At 65.7% G+C, this 19,465-nt stretch carries 17 protein-coding genes and 1 pseudogene; 14 read left to right on the forward strand and 4 right to left on the reverse strand.

The window, feature by feature from the left end:
* Positions 1–31: 31 nt before the first annotated feature.
* Entirely contained in the window at positions 32–1,210 is a 1,179-nt protein-coding gene (locus BDOA9_RS19155) for a DUF2865 domain-containing protein (protein WP_025035580.1), read from the reverse strand.
* A 138-nt stretch (positions 1,211–1,348) separates the two neighbouring features.
* Positions 1,349–1,666 (reverse strand): hypothetical protein, encoded by a 318-nt coding sequence (locus BDOA9_RS19160; protein ID WP_025035581.1) that lies wholly within the window; start codon positions 1,664–1,666, stop codon positions 1,349–1,351.
* Between the two features lie 291 nt (positions 1,667–1,957).
* Between BDOA9_RS19160 and cysS the strand changes: the two genes are divergently transcribed.
* The 4 genes from cysS to BDOA9_RS19180 all read left to right on the forward strand — a co-directional run bounded on the left by cysS (position 1,958) and on the right by BDOA9_RS19180 (position 6,045).
* Complete coding sequence (cysS, locus tag BDOA9_RS19165) at positions 1,958–3,340, forward strand: cysteine--tRNA ligase (RefSeq protein WP_025035582.1); 1,383 nt, start codon at positions 1,958–1,960, stop codon at positions 3,338–3,340.
* A 115-nt stretch (positions 3,341–3,455) separates the two neighbouring features.
* On the forward strand, positions 3,456–3,947 hold the full coding sequence (locus BDOA9_RS19170) for a GNAT family N-acetyltransferase (RefSeq protein ID WP_025035583.1): 492 nt from the start codon (positions 3,456–3,458) through the stop codon (positions 3,945–3,947).
* The gene (gene cimA, locus BDOA9_RS19175; protein WP_025035584.1) at positions 3,944–5,542 is read left to right on the forward strand and encodes a citramalate synthase; all 1,599 of its coding nucleotides are present in this window, start codon (positions 3,944–3,946) and stop codon (positions 5,540–5,542) included. The genes BDOA9_RS19170 and cimA overlap by 4 nt, the downstream gene beginning before the upstream one ends.
* A 125-nt stretch (positions 5,543–5,667) precedes the next feature.
* A complete protein-coding gene (locus BDOA9_RS19180) occupies positions 5,668–6,045 on the forward strand; it encodes a VOC family protein (protein ID WP_025035585.1) in 378 nt (125 codons plus the stop codon).
* 4 nt (positions 6,046–6,049) lie between these two features.
* Here BDOA9_RS19180 and BDOA9_RS19185 read toward each other — a convergent pair whose 3' ends face one another.
* Complete coding sequence (locus BDOA9_RS19185) at positions 6,050–6,655, reverse strand: LOG family protein (RefSeq protein ID WP_025035586.1); 606 nt, start codon at positions 6,653–6,655, stop codon at positions 6,050–6,052.
* Positions 6,656–6,856: 201 nt separating this feature from the next.
* On the opposite strand from BDOA9_RS19185, the gene BDOA9_RS19190 reads away from it, so the two are divergent.
* From BDOA9_RS19190 to BDOA9_RS19205, 4 genes and pseudogenes are all read left to right on the forward strand, one after another.
* The gene (locus BDOA9_RS19190) at positions 6,857–8,815 is read left to right on the forward strand and encodes an ABCB family ABC transporter ATP-binding protein/permease (protein WP_025035587.1); all 1,959 of its coding nucleotides are present in this window, start codon (positions 6,857–6,859) and stop codon (positions 8,813–8,815) included.
* A 91-nt stretch (positions 8,816–8,906) separates the two neighbouring features.
* Positions 8,907–9,608: pseudogene (locus BDOA9_RS19195) on the forward strand (phosphatidylserine decarboxylase); the annotation flags it as partial.
* Positions 9,609–9,694: 86 nt separating this feature from the next.
* Complete coding sequence (locus BDOA9_RS19200) at positions 9,695–10,576, forward strand: CDP-alcohol phosphatidyltransferase family protein (RefSeq protein ID WP_025035589.1); 882 nt, start codon at positions 9,695–9,697, stop codon at positions 10,574–10,576.
* 114 nt (positions 10,577–10,690) lie between these two features.
* Positions 10,691–11,410, forward strand: a complete 720-nt coding sequence (locus BDOA9_RS19205; RefSeq protein ID WP_025035590.1) for an RraA family protein — start codon at positions 10,691–10,693, stop codon at positions 11,408–11,410.
* 10 nt (positions 11,411–11,420) lie between these two features.
* Here the strand turns inward: BDOA9_RS19205 and BDOA9_RS19210 are convergent, their stop codons facing one another.
* Positions 11,421–11,714 carry a hypothetical protein gene (locus tag BDOA9_RS19210; protein ID WP_025035591.1) on the reverse strand — a complete coding sequence of 98 codons (294 nt, stop codon included), beginning with the start codon at positions 11,712–11,714 and terminating at the stop codon, positions 11,421–11,423.
* A gap of 301 nt (positions 11,715–12,015) precedes the next feature.
* On the opposite strand from BDOA9_RS19210, the gene BDOA9_RS19215 reads away from it, so the two are divergent.
* The 6 genes from BDOA9_RS19215 (at position 12,016) to BDOA9_RS19240 (ending at position 19,463) form a co-directional block, all read left to right on the forward strand.
* Positions 12,016–12,789: a motility protein A gene (locus BDOA9_RS19215; protein WP_025035592.1), complete on the forward strand. Its 774-nt coding sequence runs from the start codon at positions 12,016–12,018 to the stop codon at positions 12,787–12,789.
* Positions 12,790–12,812: 23 nt separating this feature from the next.
* Positions 12,813–13,643, forward strand: coding sequence for an OmpA/MotB family protein (locus BDOA9_RS19220; protein ID WP_025035593.1), 831 nt, complete (start codon positions 12,813–12,815; stop codon positions 13,641–13,643).
* A gap of 171 nt (positions 13,644–13,814) precedes the next feature.
* Complete coding sequence (locus tag BDOA9_RS19225; RefSeq protein ID WP_025035594.1) at positions 13,815–15,713, forward strand: potassium transporter Kup; 1,899 nt, start codon at positions 13,815–13,817, stop codon at positions 15,711–15,713.
* 140 nt (positions 15,714–15,853) lie between these two features.
* Positions 15,854–17,788: a potassium transporter Kup gene (locus BDOA9_RS19230; RefSeq protein ID WP_025035595.1), complete on the forward strand. Its 1,935-nt coding sequence runs from the start codon at positions 15,854–15,856 to the stop codon at positions 17,786–17,788.
* A 159-nt stretch (positions 17,789–17,947) separates the two neighbouring features.
* Positions 17,948–18,274 (forward strand): rhodanese-like domain-containing protein, encoded by a 327-nt coding sequence (locus tag BDOA9_RS19235; protein ID WP_025035596.1) that lies wholly within the window; start codon positions 17,948–17,950, stop codon positions 18,272–18,274.
* A gap of 7 nt (positions 18,275–18,281) precedes the next feature.
* A complete protein-coding gene (locus BDOA9_RS19240) occupies positions 18,282–19,463 on the forward strand; it encodes an aminotransferase (RefSeq protein ID WP_042336240.1) in 1,182 nt (393 codons plus the stop codon).
* Positions 19,464–19,465: the final 2 nt, after the last annotated feature.

A 19,465-nucleotide genomic window follows, 5' to 3' on the forward strand; every position in this document is an offset into this window, starting at 1 on the left:
CGCCTCCGCGGGCATGACAGTTGAGCGTGGGCTACTTCTGCTGCTGCGGCAGGAAGGTCGGGCCGACCGAGCGGATCGGCTTGTTCTCCGAGCCCGGCGCGGGCGTGCCGGTGTCCGCCGGCGGGGAGGCGGCCGGTGCATTCGCCGTCGTCGCGGGGGGCGTGGTGCCCTTCTTGGCGTTGGCAGGCTGCGTCGCGCCCTTGCTCGCCCGCTGCTGCTGCATCTTCCTGGCGCTTTCCTCGGTGACGATGATGTCGCCCTGCTGCTCGACGCTGGCCTTGTCGTCGGCCGATTTCAGCGCGTCCGCCCAGGTCTGCCCCGCCGCCTTGCACGAACATGACGGGTTGAACTCGCTGCGGAATTTGAACGCGGTCGGCAGCGCCGTGTAGGGCTGGCCGCCGATCGAGACCGCCGCGTTCATGTCTTCGCCGGGGTTGCGATGGCTGTAGAGCACGGCTTCCGCGGCCGGACACAGCGCCTTGCAGGTCCTCTCGTCGTCGGAAAAGCGCGCCGGCACGGTGGCAAAGGAGATCGGGAAATAGGCGCCGTCGCAGGTGCGCACGCAGACGGTGCGGAAGGTGCCGGATTGCGGGCCGAGATCGGAGGGCGGCATGGCCTGGGGATTGTTCGGGTTGTTGCCGCCGAACAGATTGGTCAGGAAATTGCCGCCGCCTTGCTGTTGCACGGCGTTGGCATATTGCGGGCCGCAATTGTTCTGCGCCAGCGCCATCAGCACCGAGCGGCGCTGGTTGTCGCGCTCCGGGCTGGCACCGGAACCGCCGCGCAGTCGCTCGAGACTGCCGGTGATCTGGTCCAGATTGGCGCGCATCTGCTGGATCTGGGTGTTGACCGGGCCGCACTGCGCCGACTGGCCGTTGAACAGCGAGAAGAAGCCGGAGGAATCGCAGCCCATGCGCTTGGCCTGCATGGTGACGCGGTCGAGCTCGGCCTGCTGCTTGGCCTGGGAATCCTGATAACGGCGGATCTGCTCCTCGCGCGCGGCATCACCGCCGCCGCGATCGAGCGCGGCGAGCTGGGCCTCCAGCCGCACGCACATCGGGTTCGGTCCGAGCCCGTTCTGGCCGGGCTGGGGCGGCGGGCCGGCCTGCGCCATAGCGCCATTGGCGAGCACGAGTGTGCCGAGGAGCACGGTGCAGGCAAGGAGGGAGCGGGCACGGAGGAGAGAGAGGAATTCAGGCATATCCGCCATTCTAGCGAGGTCACGGCCCAGGTGTCGTCCAATTTGAACTGGGGGCCGAAGCGCGCCCCCCAATAGCCGCTTCCTGCGGCATCGTCACGTCGTTTCAGGGGCCGAACTGGTCCTAAGGTCCGCCAGCTCCGAGCGAATTCAGCGCTGACAGGTGATTGCGACATATTCGTCGCAACGGCCATGGGAGCAGTTTGTGCCGGTTTTGGGGACGGAGCCGGTAATTTCGTCGGGATCGACCCGGCGATAGCTCGATGCCTTCGCAAAATCTCGTGACTGGCAATAGGTGCGGGCGGCGGAGGCGCCGCACGTGTCGCCCTTGTTGTGGCTCTTGTTGTCGCCCTTGTTGTCGCTCTTGGCCGGGCACTGGTCGGCGATGATGAAGACACGGGTCTCGGCGCACGCCTGAGGTGCTGCAAGGAGCGAGGCGCCGAAAATGAGCGCGAGCAGGGATCGCATGAAAATACCGGGGGCAAAAAAATTCGGGAACCGCGGGTTCCAGAATGGCCTCAAATGGTTAGGGGATCATGAACCCCCCGGGGCGGGCCGGTCCTTTGCGGAGGCAAAAGCGGCATTTTCGCGGCCCTTGACGGCGGGGCCCGTGCTGGCCCATATGTGGCCGCATGAACGGTCTCCTCGCCATTTGCGCCATTTGCCGCGAGATTACGAGCTAGCGATTCGCTGGCTGGAGCCGTCTTTTCTCAAACACATTGAGAGCCTTGGACGCCCGGCCGAGAGGGATGGGTTGTCATGGAATTGCGTCTTTACGATACGCTGAGCCGCGAAAAGCGGACCTTCGTGCCGCTCGATCCGAACAACGTCCGCATGTATGTCTGCGGACCGACCGTCTATGACTTCGCCCATATCGGCAATGCGCGGCCGGTGATCGTGTTCGACGTGCTGTTTCGGCTGCTCCGCCACCTCTACGGTGAGGCGCACGTCAAATATGTTCGCAACATCACCGACGTCGACGACAAGATCAACGACCGCGCCGCGCGCGATTTTCCCGGCCTGCCGCTGAACGAGGCCATTCGCAAGGTCACCGAGCAGACGGGAAAACAGTTTCACGCCGACGTCGATGCGCTCGGCGCGCTGCGGCCGAGCGTCGAGCCGCGCGCCACCGAGCATATTGGCGAGATGCGCGAGATCATCGAGAATCTGGTCGCCGGCGGCTTTGCCTATGTCGCCGAAGACCACGTGCTGTTCTCGCCGCAGGCGATGAACGCGGCCAATTCGGCGCTGCCGCGCTATGGCGCGCTATCGAAGCGCTCGCTCGACGAGATGATCGCGGGCGCGCGCGTCGATGTTGCACCCTACAAGCGCGATGCGACCGATTTCGTGCTGTGGAAGCCGTCCAAGCCCGGCGAGCCGTCCTGGCCGTCGCCATCGGGCATCAAGGCGGAGGGGCGCCCGGGCTGGCACATCGAGTGCTCGGCCATGGCCTGGAAGCATCTCGGCGAGCATTTCGACATCCATGGCGGCGGCATCGATCTCGTGTTTCCGCACCACGAGAACGAGGTCGCGCAGACCTGCTGCGCCTTCCATCGCGAGCGCATGGCGAACTATTGGATGCACAACGGCTTCCTGCAGGTCGAGAGCGAGAAGATGTCGAAGAGCCTCGGCAACTTCATCACCATCCACGAATTGCTCAGGGACTGGCCGGGTGAGGTGCTGCGCCTCAATATGCTGAAGACGCATTACCGCTCGCCGATCGACTGGACCATGAAGTCGCTGGAGGAGAGCGCCAGGACCCTCGACGACTGGTATCGCGTCGCGGCTGATCTCGCGCCAGGCGAGCCGGCTGCGTCGGTGGTCGAGCCGCTGCTCGACGACCTCAACACGCCGCAGGCGATCGCGGCGCTGCACGGCCTGCGCGGCAACGACGTGAGCGGGCTGGCCGGCTCGTTGCGGCTGCTCGGATTCCTCTCCGAGAGCGCGGCGCAGTGGGAAGGGCGCAAACAGCAGGCGAGCGGGGTCGATGCCAAGGAGGTCGAGCGCCTGCTCGCGGAGCGAACGGCTGCGCGTGCACGCAAGGACTTTGGGGAGTCCGACCGCATCCGCGATCTGCTCGCCGCGATGGGCGTTGCCATCAAGGACTCCAAGGAAGGCACGACCTGGGAGATCGCGCGATGAAGCGGCCCGACACGCCATTTCCGCGCCACTGGCTCTATTACATCGCGCTGAAGATCGCGCTGCTCGCCGGCGCCGTGGCGATCGCGCTCAAGCTCTATGGGATGTGGTGAGGACGATGGGACAGACTTTGCCAAAGCCCGCGCTCAGGCCCTTCCTGCCGGCGGATGTGCCGGTCCTCGCCGCGATCTTCGCCGCCAGCATCGAGCAATTGACCGGCGACGATTACAGCGAGGCGCAGCAGGAAGCCTGGATGTCGGCGGCCGAGGACGAGGAGTTCGGCAAGCGGCTCGCCTCCGACCTGACGCTGATCGCAACGCTCGAGGGCTCGCCCGTCGGCTTCGCCTCGCTGCGCGGCACCGATCACATCCGGATGCTCTATGTGCATCCGGCCGTCGCGGGGCAAGGCATCGCGACCATGCTGGTCGACGCATTGGAGAAGCTCGCCGGCGGCCGCGGCGCCAAGAGCCTCTCGGTCGACGCCAGCGATACCGCAGAGGGGTTCTTCGCCAAGCGCGGCTACGCCGCCCAGCAGCGCAACAGCGTCACGATCAATGACGAATGGCTCGCCAACACCACCATGAAAAAGACGCTCGGAGCGGAGCAATGAGCAAGCAGCGTCTCTATCTGTTCGACACCACGCTGCGCGACGGGGCGCAGACCAACGGCGTCGACTTCACGCTGGCCGACAAGCAGGTCATCGCGGCGATGCTCGACGATCTCGGCATCGACTATGTCGAGGGCGGCTATCCCGGTGCCAACCCGCTCGACAGCGAATTCTTTGCGACCAAGCCGAAGCTCAATCAAGCGCGCTTCACCGCCTTCGGCATGACGCGGCGGGCAGGCCGGTCGGTGTCTAACGATCCGGGCGTCGCGGGCCTTTTGGAAGCAAAGGCTGACGCGATCTGCTTCGTGGCGAAGTCGTCGGCCTATCAGGTGCGCGTCGCGCTGGAGACGACGAAGGAAGAAAACCTCGCCTCGATCCGTGACAGCGTCGCGGCCGCGAAGGCCGCCGGCCGCGAGGTGATGCTCGACTGCGAGCACTTCTTCGACGGTTACAAGGAAGATGCGAGCTTCGCGCTGGCCTGCGCCAAGGCCGCCTATGAGGCCGGCGCGCGCTGGGTGGTGCTGTGCGACACCAATGGCGGCACCATGCCCGATGAGGTCGAGGCCATTGTCAGAGAGGTGACCAGGCACATCCCCGGCGATCACGTCGGCATCCACGCCCATAACGACACCGAGCAGGCGGTGGCGAATTCGCTCGCCGCGGTGCGTGCCGGCGCGCGGCAGATCCAGGGCACGCTGAACGGGCTCGGCGAGCGCTGCGGCAACGCCAATCTCTGCTCGCTGATCCCGACCCTGAAGCTGAAGACGGGTTTTGCCGACGCTTTCGAGATCGGCGTCACCACCGAGAAGTTGGCGACGCTGGTCAAGGTGTCGCGCACGCTCGACGACATGCTCAACCGCGTGCCGAACCGGCATGCGGCTTATGTCGGCGAGAGCGCCTTCGTCACCAAGACCGGCATCCATGCCTCCGCGGTGCTGAAGGATCCGCAGACCTACGAGCACGTGTTGCCGGAGCTGGTCGGCAATCACCGCAAGGTGCTGGTGTCCGACCAGGCCGGGCGCTCCAACGTCATCGCCGAGCTCGACCGCGCCGGCATCCCTTACGAGAAGAGCGATCCGAAGCTGACGCGGCTCGTCGAGGAATTGAAAGAGCGCGAGGCGGCCGGCTATGCCTACGAATCCGCCAACGCCTCGTTCGACCTGCTGGCGCGCCGCACGCTCGGCAAGGTGCCGCATTATTTCGAGGTCGAGCAGTTCGACGTCAACGTCGAGCAGCGCTACAACGCGCTCGGCGAGCGCGTCACGGTGGCACTCGCTGTGGTCAAGGTCGACGTCGCCGGCGAGCATCTGATCTCGGCGGCCGAAGGCAACGGCCCCGTCAACGCGCTCGACGTCGCCCTGCGCAAGGACCTCGGCAAGTACCAGAAATTCATCGAGGGCCTGACGCTGATCGACTATCGCGTCCGTATCCTCAATGGCGGCACCGGCGCGGTCACGCGCGTGCTGATCGAGAGCGAGGACGAGACCGGCGATCGCTGGACCACGGTCGGCGTGTCCCCGAACATCATCGACGCCTCGTTCCAGGCGCTGATGGATTCGGTGATCTACAAGCTCGTGAAGTCGGGCGCGCCGGCGTAGGCGGGCGCGACCACAAACACCGTCATTGCGAGGAGCGAAGCGACGAAGCAATCCAGACTGTCTCCGCGGATGCATTCTGGATTGCTTCGCTTCGCTCGCAATGACGGCGGAGGAGGAGCACGGCCATGATCGACCACATCTCCGTCGGCGTCAGCGATCTCGATCGCGCTGCAAAATTCTACGAAGCCGTGCTCGCCGCCCTCGGCCTCACGCGCCTCGTCATACGGCCGCGGACGGTCGGGTTCGGCAAGGCCTATCCGGAGTTCTGGATCAATTTGCGCGAGGGCATGCCGCGTGTCGCGCCGGAGAGCGGCGTGCACATCTGCCTGCGGGCGAAAACAACGGCGGAGGTCGATGCGTTTCACGCAGCTGCGTTGTCCGCTGGCGGCGCCTCCGACGGCGCACCGGGCCTTCGCCCGCACGATCGCGTGCGCTATTACGCCGCCTTCGTCACCGATCCCGACGGTAACCGGATCGAGGCGGTGACGTTTCCGCAGGAATAGCGCCCTACAGGCGCCGGGCCACGTCGGGCGCGAGATCGCGCTGGTCGTCGGGAATCTGCGCCGCCGCGGCGCGCAGCCGTGGGATGATCTCCTCGACCTTGTCCGCTTTCAGGATATCGACGGTGAGGCCGGCGCGGATGAACTGGGTCTGCCGCATGTGGGCGACCAGGGAGAACAGCGGCTCCCAGAAGCCGTCGACATTGGCGAGCAGCACGGGCTTGGCGTGACGGCCGAGCTGCTGCCAGGTCAGCTGCTCCACCAGCTCCTCCAGCGTGCCGAGCCCGCCGGGCAAGGCCACGAACGCGTCGGAGCGTTCGAACATCAGCCGCTTGCGCTCGTGCATGTCGGGCGTGACGACCATCTCCTGCACGCGCGTCAGCGCGTTCTCGCGCATCCGCAGGAAGTCGGGGATGATGCCGGTGACCATGCCACCGTGATCGAGCACGGAGGTTGCGACCGCCCCCATCAGGCCGAGCGAGCCGCCGCCGTAGACGAGGCGGATCTTGCTTTCGGCCAGGGCTTTGCCGAGCGCTTTCGCCGCTTCGATGAAGTTGGGATTTGTTCCAGGGCCGGAGCCGCAATAGACACAGACGGTTTTGATCGTGCTCATTGGTGCCATGATGCATTGCAGCGAAGTGGCGTCAAGCCCAAACGGTGATTCGATACTTCCCGGAATTTACCGGTAAATGGCGACAAACAATCCAGGATTCGCCATCTGGCGGGGTGCGCGGGCATCGGGAAGGCTCTATATGACGGGCGAAAATCGTCAATCGCAGTTGCGCCCGCATCCGGCGGGCTTTCAGGCTTCTTGATGGACCAACCTCAATCGTTCGACGGCGCCGACGTTCCTGATCCTCCTCCGGCAGGACCGCAGGCCGGGGCCACGCTGATGGGCACGCTGGCACATCTGTGGCCCTACATCTGGCCGGGCGATCGTTTCGACCTGAAGATGCGGGTGGTCTGGTCGCTGGTGCTGCTGCTCGCCGCCAAGCTGATCACGCTCGCGGTGCCGTTCAGCTTCAAATGGGCGACGGACGCGCTGACCGGCGCCAACACCGCGCCGGTCGCGGCCGACAATTGGCAGCTCTGGGTGATCGCCTCGCCCCTGCTGCTGACCGCGAGCTACGGCGTGATGCGCATCCTGATGGCGGTGCTGACGCAATGGCGCGACGGCATCTTCGCCCGCGTCGCCATGCATGCGGTGCGCAAGCTCGCGACCCTCACCTTCATCCACATGCACGAGCTGTCGCTGCGCTTTCACCTCGAGCGCAAGACCGGCGGCCTGACGCGCGTGCTCGAGCGCGGCCGCGAGGGCATCGAGGTCATCGTGCGCATGGTGATCCTGCAGCTGATCCCGACCATCGTCGAGGTCTCGCTGCTGCTGGCGGTGCTGCTCTGGCAATTCGACTGGCGTTACGTGGTCGCCACCCTGATCACGGTCACGCTCTACATGTACTACACCTACGTCGCGACCGAGTGGCGGATCGGCATCCGGCGCAAGATGAACGATTCCGACACCGAGGCGAACACCAAGGCGATCGACTCGCTGCTCAACTACGAGACCGTGAAGTATTTCGGCGCCGAGGCGCGCGAAGCGCAACGCTATGACAAATCGGTCGCGCGCTACGAGGAGTCCAGTGTCCACGCCTATACCTCGCTCGCCGTGCTCAACACCGGACAAGCCGTGATCTTCACGCTGGGCCTGACCGCGACCATGCTGATGTGCGCGATCGGCGTGCGCAACGGCACCAACACGGTCGGCGACTTCGTGCTGGTCAACGCCATGATGATCCAGCTCTACCAGCCCCTGAACTTCATGGGCATGGTCTATCGCGAGATCAAGCAGGCGATCATCGACATCGAGAAGATGTTCGGCGTGCTCGGCCGCGAGGCCGAGATCAAGGATGCACCTGGCGCGAAGCCGCTGGTCATCTCCGCCGGCACGGTGCGCTTCGAGGACGTGCGCTTTGCCTATGAGCCGGCGCGCCCGATCCTGAAGGGCATCAGCTTCGAGGTGCCGGCCGGCAAGACCGTTGCCATCGTCGGTCCCTCCGGCGCCGGCAAATCGACCATCTCGCGGCTGCTGTTTCGCCTCTATGACATTTCCGGCGGCAGGATCCTGATCGACGGCCAGGACATCCGCGAGGTCACGCAGGCCAGCTTGCGCGCATCGATCGGCATGGTGCCGCAGGACACCGTGCTGTTCAACGACACCATCCGCTACAACATCCGCTACGGCCGCTGGGACGCGACCGATGCCGAGGTCGAGGAGGCGGCGCGCCTCGCGCAGATCGACCACTTCATCCGCATGGCGCCGAAGGGCTACGAGACCCAGGTCGGCGAGCGCGGCCTGAAGCTGTCGGGCGGCGAGAAGCAGCGCGTGGCGATCGCGCGCACGGTGCTGAAGGCGCCGCCGATCCTGGTGCTCGACGAGGCGACCTCGGCGCTCGATACCCACACCGAGCACGAGATCCAGGGGGCGCTCGACCGCGTGGCGAAGAACCGCACCTCGCTGGTGATCGCGCACCGGCTTTCCACCATCGTCGGCGCCGACGAGATCATCGTGCTCGACCAGGGCCGCATCGCCGAGCGCGGCACTCACGCGAGCCTGCTCGCGCAGGGCGGGCTCTATGCCAGCATGTGGAACAGGCAGCGCGAGGCCGAGGCGGCCCGCGAGAAGCTGGCCAAGATGGCCGACACCAATGCCGCCCCCAACCGGGAGCCACCGCCGGTCGACGATAGCCTGACAACGCCCGCGGCGGCGGAGTGACCTTGTCTCCGGTCCCAAGTCTGGCCTAAACAAAGTCTGGCCTAAACAAGCCCGCGCGACGTCCCCGTGGCATCAACCCCGACCGGCAAAAGCAATGTCCATTCTCGATTCGATCCAGCGTCAGATTCCGCCGATCCACAAGGAGGGCTATCCCTTCATCGGCGCCTTTGCGCTGGCGAGCCTGCTCCTGTTCTGGCTGTGGTCGCCGCTGGGGTGGATCGGCACGATCCTGACGGTGTGGTGCGCGCTGTTCTTCCGCGATCCCGTCCGCGTGACGCCGGTGCGCGAGGGCCTCGTGGTGTCTCCGGCCGACGGGCGCGTCTCGATGATCACCATGGCATTGCCCCCGGCCGAGCTCGGGCTCGGCGACCGGCCGCTGCCGCGCGTCTCGATCTTCATGAGCGTGTTCAACTGCCACGTGAACCGCGCGCCCGTGGCGGGCAGGGTGGACCGCATCGCCTACCGGCCCGGCCTCTTCATCAACGCCGAGCTCGACAAGGCGAGCGAGGACAACGAGCGCAACTCGCTGGTGATCACGACGCCGACGGCGCGGATCGGCGTGGTCCAGATCGCCGGCCTCGTCGCCAAGCGCATCGTCTGCTTCGTTCGGGAGGGGCAGGCGATCGGCGCGGGCGAGCGCTTCGGCCTGATCCGCTTCGGCTCGCGCCTCGACGTCTACCTGCCCGTGGGCACCAAGGCGCTGGTCTCGGAAGGGCAGACCGCGATCGCCGGAGAGACGATCTTGGCGGACCTCGCCGGAGACGATCCCGATCGCACTTTCCGTGCCAATTAACCAATAGTCGGCCCTCGCAGGCGTTCCGCCGCAATGGCGGAGGGGGATGCGGCTTGCTATATCTCGCCTTGAGGTGAGGACGAGCCATGACGCCCTATGATTTCAAGGACCCCGATACGCGCCGCCGGCGGTTCCGGCCGATTCCGGTGCGGATGCTGGTGCCCAACGTCATCACGCTGCTGGCGATCTGCGCCGGCCTGACCTCGATCCGGCTGTCGATCGAGGGACACATTTCGCTTGCCGTCTACGCCATCGTGTTCGCGGCCGCGCTCGACGGCATCGACGGCCGCATCGCGCGCATGATCAAGGGGCAGTCCAAGTTCGGCGCCGAGCTCGACAGCCTCGCCGACTTCGTCAATTTCGGCGTGGCGCCCGGCCTGATGCTGTATTTCTGGCAGCTGCACGAGCTCGGCAATGCCGGCTGGATCGCCGCCATGGTGTTCGCGATCTCCGGCGGCCTGCGGCTCGCGCGCTTCAACGCCACCATGGACGATCCGAACAAGCCGGCCTTCGCCGCCAATTTCTTCACCGGGGTGCCGGCGCCCGCCGGCGCGATCACCGTGCTGCTGCCGATCTATGTCGCGTTCCTCGATCTCGGCCGCACACCTGCGGCGGTGACCGCGGCCTACACCCTCCTGATCGCCTTCCTGATGGTGTCGCGCCTGCCGGTGTTCTCCGGCAAGACCAAGCGCATGCGCGTGCCGCCCGAGCTGGTGCTGCCGGCGTTCGTCGCCGTGATAGTCTTCATCGCGCTCCTGATCGCCTATCCCTGGCACGTGCTGTCGATCGGCACGGTGCTGTATCTTCTCGCGCTGCCGCTCGGCTACAAATCCTACCGCGACCAGGCGCGGTCGCTGGAAGCGGCTGCGCCTGTGGACGGCGAAATCTCGTCACCGCCCTCGGCGCCGACGCTGTCGAACCTGTCTGAGCCGCCGCAGGATGACGACCGGCCCGGACGGCTGCACTGAGTTACGGATATCTGCCATGAAGGCGCGCCGAGTTGGGTAGAGGCCCGATCTCGGCTATATCGCCCAGTGCCGGCGGCATCGCGTCAATCAGCCGCCAATCTGGGAGAGAACGCCGTGACCAATTCCGCGACCGGGCCGCTGCCCGCTTCCGTCCTCGAAGCGCTGGGCTGCTACGACACGCCGACGATCTGCAATGCCATGGAGATCGTGGCGCCCGAGCGGCGGCTGATCGGCTACACCACCAAGCAGCTGGTCTGCCCGTTTCCCGACCTGCCGCCGATCGTCGGTTACGCCCGCACGGTGACGATCCGCTCGGTGCTGAAATCGTCGCTTCCGGCCGAGGAGCAGTCCAGGCGCCGCATCGAATATTACGAATATGTCGGCACCGGCCACGGTCCGCGCATCTCGGTGATCCAGGACATCGACGGCCCCGACGTCGGCTATGGCGCGTTCTGGGGCGAGGTGCAGAGCAACGTGCACAAGGCGCTCGGCTGCCTCGGCGTCATCACCGACGGCTCGATCCGCGACATCCCGCAATGGGCCCCGGGCTTCCAGGCGCTGGCCGGCTCGATCGGCCCGTCGCACGCCTGGGTGCACGCGGAAAGCTTCGGCGGCGAGGTGCGCGTCGCCGGCATGACCGTGAAGTCGGATGATCTCATCCACGCCGACCGGCATGGCGCCATCGTGATTCCGCTCGAAATTGCCGCAAAGTTGCCGGAGGCCGCCGAACTGTGCGGCCGCCGCGAGACGCCGATCCTGGAGATCGCCCGCGGCCCCGACTTCTCGCTCGAGAAGCTGAAGGCCGCGCTGAAGCGCTCGGCGGAGATCCATTGACGGTTGGAATCTACGGCCGCGGCGACGGCCGGAGGCCGCCTTGCTCGGTCAGAAGCAGGGCGGCCTGATCCGGTTCCCCGAGCACCGCGGCGGCGCATCCGATCAGGGTGAAGCCGCCGGCAAGGTCCCAAAGCGTGATGTCGTCCGCGCTGGCCGTGCTGTGCATCAACCGCGCTGCGAGCACGGCGAAGCCGGCCTCGACAAAGAGCAGCACGCTGAACGCCGGAAGCACGAGCTCCGGCTCCAGCAGGTGGAACGCCAGCGCCGCGGGCAGCGCCGTGAGAAGGCTGAACAGCGTCAACATCGCGATGGCTCCGCGATCGGCCACGTCGCAAGGCCAGCAGACACCAACTGATCCCCGTCCACGATGTGGCGGAGGGCCGCAGCCGATGTGACGTCGTGGCGCGCCTGCTTATGGTTAGCGAAAGGTTGAAATTCCTATCGCTGGCCGGCAACCGGAACAATTGCGGCGGCGGGCGGCTCATCGTCCGGACTTAACCTTTACGCGGCTTTAAGGGCGGCGCTCTAGGGTCCTGCGAAGCGGCTCGCCTTGGGCCGCGCCAGCGGCCAGGACAGCCGTTGTTGCGTACGTGTTGGAGTCGGTAATGGATATCGCAACACTTGTCGGGTTGGCCGCGGGCGCCACTGTGGTGTCGACCCTGATCTTGATGGGCGGCAGCTTCGGGATGTTTTACGACATCCACGCCGTCATCGTCATCTTCGGCGGCTCGTTCGCAGCAACGATGATCCGCTTTCCCTTGTCCGCGATGATCCACGGCGTCCCGCTCGGCGCGAAGTTTGCCTTCACTCTGAGCCGCCTTTCGGCCCACGATCTCGTCGACGAGCTCGCCCGCATCGCGGAAATCGCCCGCAAGCAGGGCCCGGTCGGCCTGGAAAAGGTCGAGACCGACGAGCCGTTCCTCGCCAAGGGCATCCGCTATGTCGCCGACGGCTACGACCTCGATTTCATTCGCGACAATCTGGAGCGCGACCGCGACAACTTCCTGATGCATCTCGACGAAGGCAGCAAGATCTACCGCGCCGTCGGCGACTGCGCCCCGGCGTTCGGCATGATCGGCACGCTGCTCGGCATGGTGCAGATGTTCTCCAACATGTCGGATCCCTCCAAGCTCGGCCCGTTCATGGCCACCGCGCTGCTGGCGACCCTGTACGGCGCCGTCGTCGCCAACCTGGTCTGCTTGCCGATCGCCGACAAGCTGCACGGCAAGCTGCTGGACGAAGAGACCAATCGCACCCTGATCATCGACGGCATCCTGATGATCCGCGACTCCAAGAGCCCGACCCTGGTGCGCGAAATGCTGCTGGCCTATCTGCCGGAGAAGCATCGTCACACCGAAGGCGAGCCGGTGCCGGCTTGAGGCCGCCGCCTGGATTTTGAGAGATGGCCAAGAAGAAGCGCGGCAATGCTCACGGCGGCGGCCACGGCTGGTTCGTGACCTTCGCCGACCTGATGGCGCTGCTGCTCGCGTTCTTCGTGATGCTGGTCGCATTCTCCACCCAAGATGCCAACAAGCTGAAGATCGTCGCGGGCTCCATGCGCGAGGCGTTCGGCGTGCAGAGCGAAGCGCGCTACTCCGGCATCGTCGAATCCGACGGCCTGCCGACGCGCCCGCGGCTCAAGAACGTCGACCACATCCAGCCGGAAGATGCCTCCAACACGCCGACGCCCGATCAGGAAGACCGCGAAAAGACCTCCGGCGCGAAGATCAAGGTCGACCGCAATTTCGCGCTGGCCGCGGCCTCGCTGCGCCAGGCGTTGCAGGACATGCCGGAGCTGACCGAGATGTCCAAGCACATCATGTTCGAGGAGACCAAGCAGGGCCTGAATCTCGAGATCGTCGACCAGGACGGCCGCTCGATGTTCGCCGACGGCTCCAGGGTGCCCTACGACCGCACCCGGCGCCTGGTCGAGAAGCTCGCGATCCCGCTCAAGGCGACGCCGCTCCGCGTCTCCATCGCCGGTCACACTGCGGCGGGGTTCGTGCCGACCCGCAGCGACTATGGCGCCTTCGATCTGTCGGCCGATCGCGCGAACGCGGTGCGCCAGATCCTCGAACGCGAGGGCCTGCCGTCGTCGCACATCTTCGCCGTGTCCGGCAAGGCCGACACCCAGCCGCTGTTTCCAGACGATCCCTCGCTCGCAGCGAACCGGCGGGTGACCATCACCTTGATGCGCGAAGATCCGCCGCTGCCGCCGAATCTGAAGCCGTAACCCTTGCGCTACCATCTTACCTGAGGCATGTGGTCGCGCTGGCGATGAGCGTGGCTGCGGCGTCACAGCATCCGGCTCGGCGCCTGCTATGATGGTGCGCCGATTGACAGGCGCACCGGAAGCGTCAAAAGGCGCCGGATCAATTTCAGGGACGAAGCGTTCTCCACCCTCATGACGGCGAGCATCACACAGGCCGAGACCCAGGACGGGCGGGCCACCACAGGTTTTTGGGCCCTTACGCTCGGGAGCATCGGCGTCGTCTTCGGCGATATCGGCACGTCGCCGCTTTACGCATTTCACGAGGCGGTCAAGGCCGCAGCCCACGGCGCGCCGGTCTCGCGCGTCATCGTGCTCGGCGTGCTCTCGCTGATCCTGTGGGCGCTCCTGATCGTCGTCACCGCCAAATATGTCCTCTTGCTGCTGCGCGCCGACAACAACGGGGAGGGCGGCACGCTCTCGCTGATGGCGCTGGGCCAGCGCGCGCTCGGGCGGCGAAGCTGGGTTCTGCTCGCGCTCGGCGTGGTCGGCGCTTCGATGTTCATCGGCGATTCCATGATCACGCCGGCGATCTCGGTGCTATCGGCGGTGGAAGGTCTGAAGCTCGCAACCCCCGCGCTCGAGCATTATGTCGTGCCGGTCACCGTCCTCATTCTGGTGCTGCTGTTTGCGGTCCAGAGCAAGGGGACCGCGCTGGTCGCTTCGGCCTTCGGGCCGGTGATGGTGATCTGGTTCACCGTCATTGCCATCATGGGGGCCGTCCACATCGCCGACGATCCCACCGTGCTGGCGGCCATCAATCCCTATTACGCCGTGCAGTTCGTGCTGTCGCACGGCACGATCGGCCTCGTGACCCTCGGTGCCGTGTTCCTGGCGGTGACGGGCGGCGAGGCGCTGTACGCCGATCTCGGCCATTTCGGCCGCAAGCCGATCCAGTCGGCCTGGATGTTCTTCGTGCTGCCCGCGCTGCTGATCAACTATTTCGGGCAGGGTGCGCTGGTGCTGTCCGATCCGAGCGCGATCGAGCATTCGTTCTATCGCATGGTGCCCGAGAAGCTGGTGCTGCCGCTGGTCGGGCTTGCGACGGCCGCAACCGTGATCGCGAGCCAGGCGGTGATCACGGGCGCCTATTCGCTGGTCTATCAGGCCGTGCAGCTCGGCCTGCTGCCGCGTTTCGAGGTGCGGTACACCTCAGAATCGCATGCCGGCCAGATCTATCTGCCGCGCGTGAACCGGCTGCTGCTGATCGGCGTGATGCTGCTGGTGCTGCTGTTCCACACGCCGAGCAATCTGGCCTCGGCCTACGGCATTGCGGTCTCGACCACCATGGTCGCCGACGGGATCATGGGCTTCGTCGTGATCTGGAAGCTTTGGAATTGGCGCGCCGCGACCGCCGCAGCCCTGATCGTGCCTTTCGTCATCGTCGATTTGAGCTTCTTCAGCGCCAATTTGCTCAAGCTGCTCGAAGGCGCCTGGGTGCCGCTGCTGTTCGGCATCGTCATGGCAGGGACGATCTGGACCTGGCGCAAGGGCTCGGCAATCCTGGTCCAGAAGACGCGACGGATCGAGGTGCCGCTGGACGATCTGATCCGCAGCCTGGAGAAGCGGCCGCCGCACATCGTCAAGGGCACCGCGGTGTTCCTGACCAGCGATCCCGCCTTCGTGCCGACCGCGCTCCTGCACAATCTCAAGCACAACAAGGTGCTGCACGAGCACAACGTGATCCTGACCATCGAGACCGCGCAGACGCCTCGGGTCGATCTGTCGGAGCGGTTCAGGATGGAGAAGGTCAGCGAGAAGTTCTCCAAGGTCCGCTTGCGCTTCGGCTTCATGGAGCAGCCGAACGTGCCAAAGGCGCTCGCGATCGCACGCAAGCAGGGTTGGCAGTTCGACATCATGTCGACGTCGTTCTTCGTGTCGCGAAGGTCATTGAAGGCCTCCGCGCAGTCCGGCATGCCGCTCTGGCAGGATCATGTGTTCATCGCGCTGAGCCGGTCGGCCAACGATGCCACCGACTACTTCCAGATCCCCACCGGCCGGGTGGTGGAAGTCGGAACCCAGGTCACTATCTAGAACGCAATCGGCCCAGCCATGCAAATTTGCATGACTATGGCCCGAAATCGGGCTAGGCTATGCCGGTGGCGCAGCACTATAAGCCGCGCGCTCTTCCGCCGTTGTGCAGTGAAGCATTTTAGAGGCCATCGGGCTCTCCCATGACAAGCGACGTAGCAGTTCCCGCCCCGGAAACGGCGGCGGCCAACGGGCATGGCGAGGCCCACACCACCGCCGGTTTCGGCGCGCTGACGCTCGGCAGCATCGGCGTCGTCTACGGCGATATCGGCACCAGCCCGCTCTATGCGTTCCGCGAGGCGGTGATGGCAGCTTCCGGGCACGATGGCCTGCCGACGGCTGCGGCCGTGCTCGGCGTGCTCTCCCTGATCCTATGGGCGCTCATCATTGTGGTGACGCTCAAATACGTCGTGATCCTGCTGCGCGCCGACAACAACGGCGAGGGCGGCACGCTCGCCCTGATGGCGCTGGCCCAGCGGGCGGTCGGCACCGGCCGCGGCAGTGCGACCATCGTGCTGCTCGGGATCATTTCCGGAGCGCTCTTCTACGGCGATGCCGTGCTCACGCCGGCGCTCTCGGTGCTGTCGGCCATCGAGGGCATGAAGGATGTCACCCTGAGGTTCGAGCACTACATCGTTCCGCTGACCTTGGTGATCCTGGTCTGCCTGTTCGCCGTGCAGTCCCGCGGCACGGCGCGGGTCGCCGCCTTCTTCGGCCCGATCATGTGCGTCTGGTTCGCCGTCCTCGCGCTGGCGGCGATCCCGCCGATCATCGAGCATCCGCAGGTGCTGCTCGCGCTGAACCCGCTCTATGCCGTGAACTTCATGCTGCACCATGGCATCATCGGGTTCGTGACACTCGGCGCAGTGTTCCTGGCCGTGACCGGCGCCGAGGCGCTCTATGCCGACCTCGGTCATTTCGGCAAGCGGCCGATCCAGACCGCCTGGCTGTTCATCGTGCTGCCCTCGCTGGCGCTGAACTATCTGGGGCAGGGCGCGCTGGTGCTCGGCGACCCCGGTGCGATCGTCAGCCCGTTTTTCCAGCTGTTCCCGCAGGGTTTTTTCCGCGGTTGCATGGTCGTGCTGGCGACCATGGCGACCGTCATCGCAAGCCAGGCCGTGATCACCGGCGCCTATTCGCTGACGCGGCAGGCGATCCAGCTCGGGCTGCTGCCGCGCTTCGAAATTCGCCATACATCGGAAGCCCATTCCGGCCAGATCTTCATTCCGCGCATCAACCAGCTGCTGCTGGTCGCGGTGGTGTTGCTGGTGCTGCTGTTCCGCTCGTCGAGCGCGCTCGCCTCCGCCTACGGCATCTCCGTCACCGGCACCATGGTGGTCACGGCGATGATGGGCTTCGTCGTGGTCTGGAAGGGCTGGCGGTGGTCAGCGCTTGCCGCCGGCGCGCTGATTGCGCCGTTCCTGCTGCTCGATCTGACCTTCCTGGCTGCGAATCTGCTCAAGGTGTTCGAGGGCGGCTGGGTGCCGCTGGCGCTCGGTGCCGTCATGATCATCCTGATGTACACGTGGCGGCGCGGCAGCCGGCTGTTGTTCGAGAAATCGCGCAAGCTCGAGTTCCCGCTCGCCGACCTCGTGGCGATGCTGGAGAAGCGGCCGCCGCAGCGCGTGCCCGGCACCGCGGTGTTCCTGACCTCGGACCCGCTCAGCGCGCCCACCGCGCTGATGCATAGTCTGAAGCACTACAAGGTGCTGCACGAGAAGAATGTCATTCTCACCATCGAGACCGCGCAGACCCCGCGGATCGATCCGGCCGAGCGGGTGAAGCTGGAGCAGATTTCGCCGACCTTCTCCAAGGTGACGCTGAAGTTCGGCTTCATGGAATCGCCCAACGTGCCGAAGGCCCTCGCGATCGCCCGCAAGCTGGGCTGGCAGTTCGACATCATGTCGACCTCGTTCTTCCTGTCGCGCCGGGCGCTCAAGCCCGCGGCCCATTCCGGCATGCCGCGCTGGCAGGACCGGCTGTTCATCTCGCTCAGCCGCTCCGCCAACGATGCCACCGACTATTTCCAGATCCCTTCCGGCCGTGTGGTCGAGGTGGGAACGCAGGTGACGATCTAGCCAGGCCAGCCAACGCCGGACTTCAAGTCGCTGCGATTTAGCTTTAACTTGCGCCGCGCGGCTCAAGCCTTTGTGGCGCTTGATTTTCGTCTCCCGAGAGGCGAGGTTGCCGCCGGCCGGGATCACCCCGGCACGCGGCCCGCGACGTTGGAGGATGATGTGGCAAATCAAGTGCAGGATCTGACCCCGGACGAGGTCGCCAAGGGTGTCGCGGAAGGGCGCTATCTGCTGGTCGACGTCCGTGAGCCGAACGAGGTCGAGGCCGAGGCTTACCCTTACGGCGTCGTGGTTCCGCTCTCGACCTTCGATCCCAAGGCGATCCCCGATCCCGCCGGCAAGGAGGTCGTGTTCGCCTGCCGCTCGGGCAAGCGCTCGGTGACGGCCTCGTTGGCGGCACAGGCGGCCGGCCTGCCTTACGACAAGCACCTGGCCGGCGGCATGCTGGGCTGGAAGGCGGCGGGTCTTCCCAGCAAGGTCGGTGGCTAACCGCGCAATGACGACCAAGAGCTCTTCGCTGAACAAGGTCTTCGCCGACCTTCCCGTCACCATCTTCGAGGCGATGTCGCAGGCCGCGCGCGACAACAATGCCATCAATCTCGGCCAGGGTTTCCCCGACGATCCCGGCCCCGAGGACATCCGCCGCGCCGCGGCCGAGGCCTCGCTGAACGGCTACAACCAGTATCCGTCGATGATGGGCCTGCCGGAGCTGCGCCAGGCCATCGCGACCCACTACGGCCATTGGCACGGGCTCAAGCTCGATCCGATGAGCGAGGTGATGGTCACCTCAGGCGGCACCGAGGCGCTGACCTCGGCGATCCTCGCGGTGGTCCAGCCCGGCGACGAGGTGGTCTGCTTCCAGCCGGTCTACGATTCTTACTTGCCGATCATCCGCCAGGCCGGCGGCATTCCGCGCCTGGTCCGGCTGGAGCCGCCGCACTGGCGGCTGAATGAGGACATGCTGAAAAGCGTGTTCAATTCAAAGACCAAGGCGGTGCTGTTCAACAATCCCTTGAATCCGTCCGCAGTGGTCTATCCGCGCGAGGACCTCGAGCTGCTCGCGCGCTACTGCCAGGAGTTCGACGTCATCGCGATCTGCGACGAGGTCTGGGAGCACGTCACCTTCGACGAGCACAAGCATATCCCGCTGATCACCATCCCCGGCATGCGCGAGCGCACCATCAAGGTCGGCTCGGCCGGCAAGATCTTCTCGCTGACGGGCTGGAAGATCGGCTTCGTCTGCGCCGCCCCACCGCTGCTGCGCGTCGCGGCCAAGGTGCACCAGTTCCTGACCTTCACCACCGCGCCGAACCTGCAGGCCGCCGTCGCCTACGGCCTCGGCAAGTCCGACGACTACTTCCTCTCGATGCGCAAGGATTTGACGCGGAGCAGGGACCGGCTGACCAAGGGGCTGGAGAGCCTCGGCTTCCCCGTGCTGAAGTCGCAAGGCACCTACTTCCTCACCGTCGACCTGTCGCCGCTCGGGCTCAACGAGAGCGACACCGAGTTCTGCTGGCGCATCGTGAAGGATTACAAGGTCGCGGCGATCCCGGTCTCGGCGTTCTACGAGCAGGACCCCGTGACCTCGGTCGTGCGCTTCTGTTTCGCCAAGAAGGACGAGACGCTGGACACCGCGCTGGAGCGGCTGTCGGACGCGGTGCGTGGACGCAAGAGGTAGAT

It is taken from the genome of Bradyrhizobium sp. DOA9 (assembly GCF_000617845.2).
Lineage (GTDB): Bacteria > Pseudomonadota > Alphaproteobacteria > Rhizobiales > Xanthobacteraceae > Bradyrhizobium.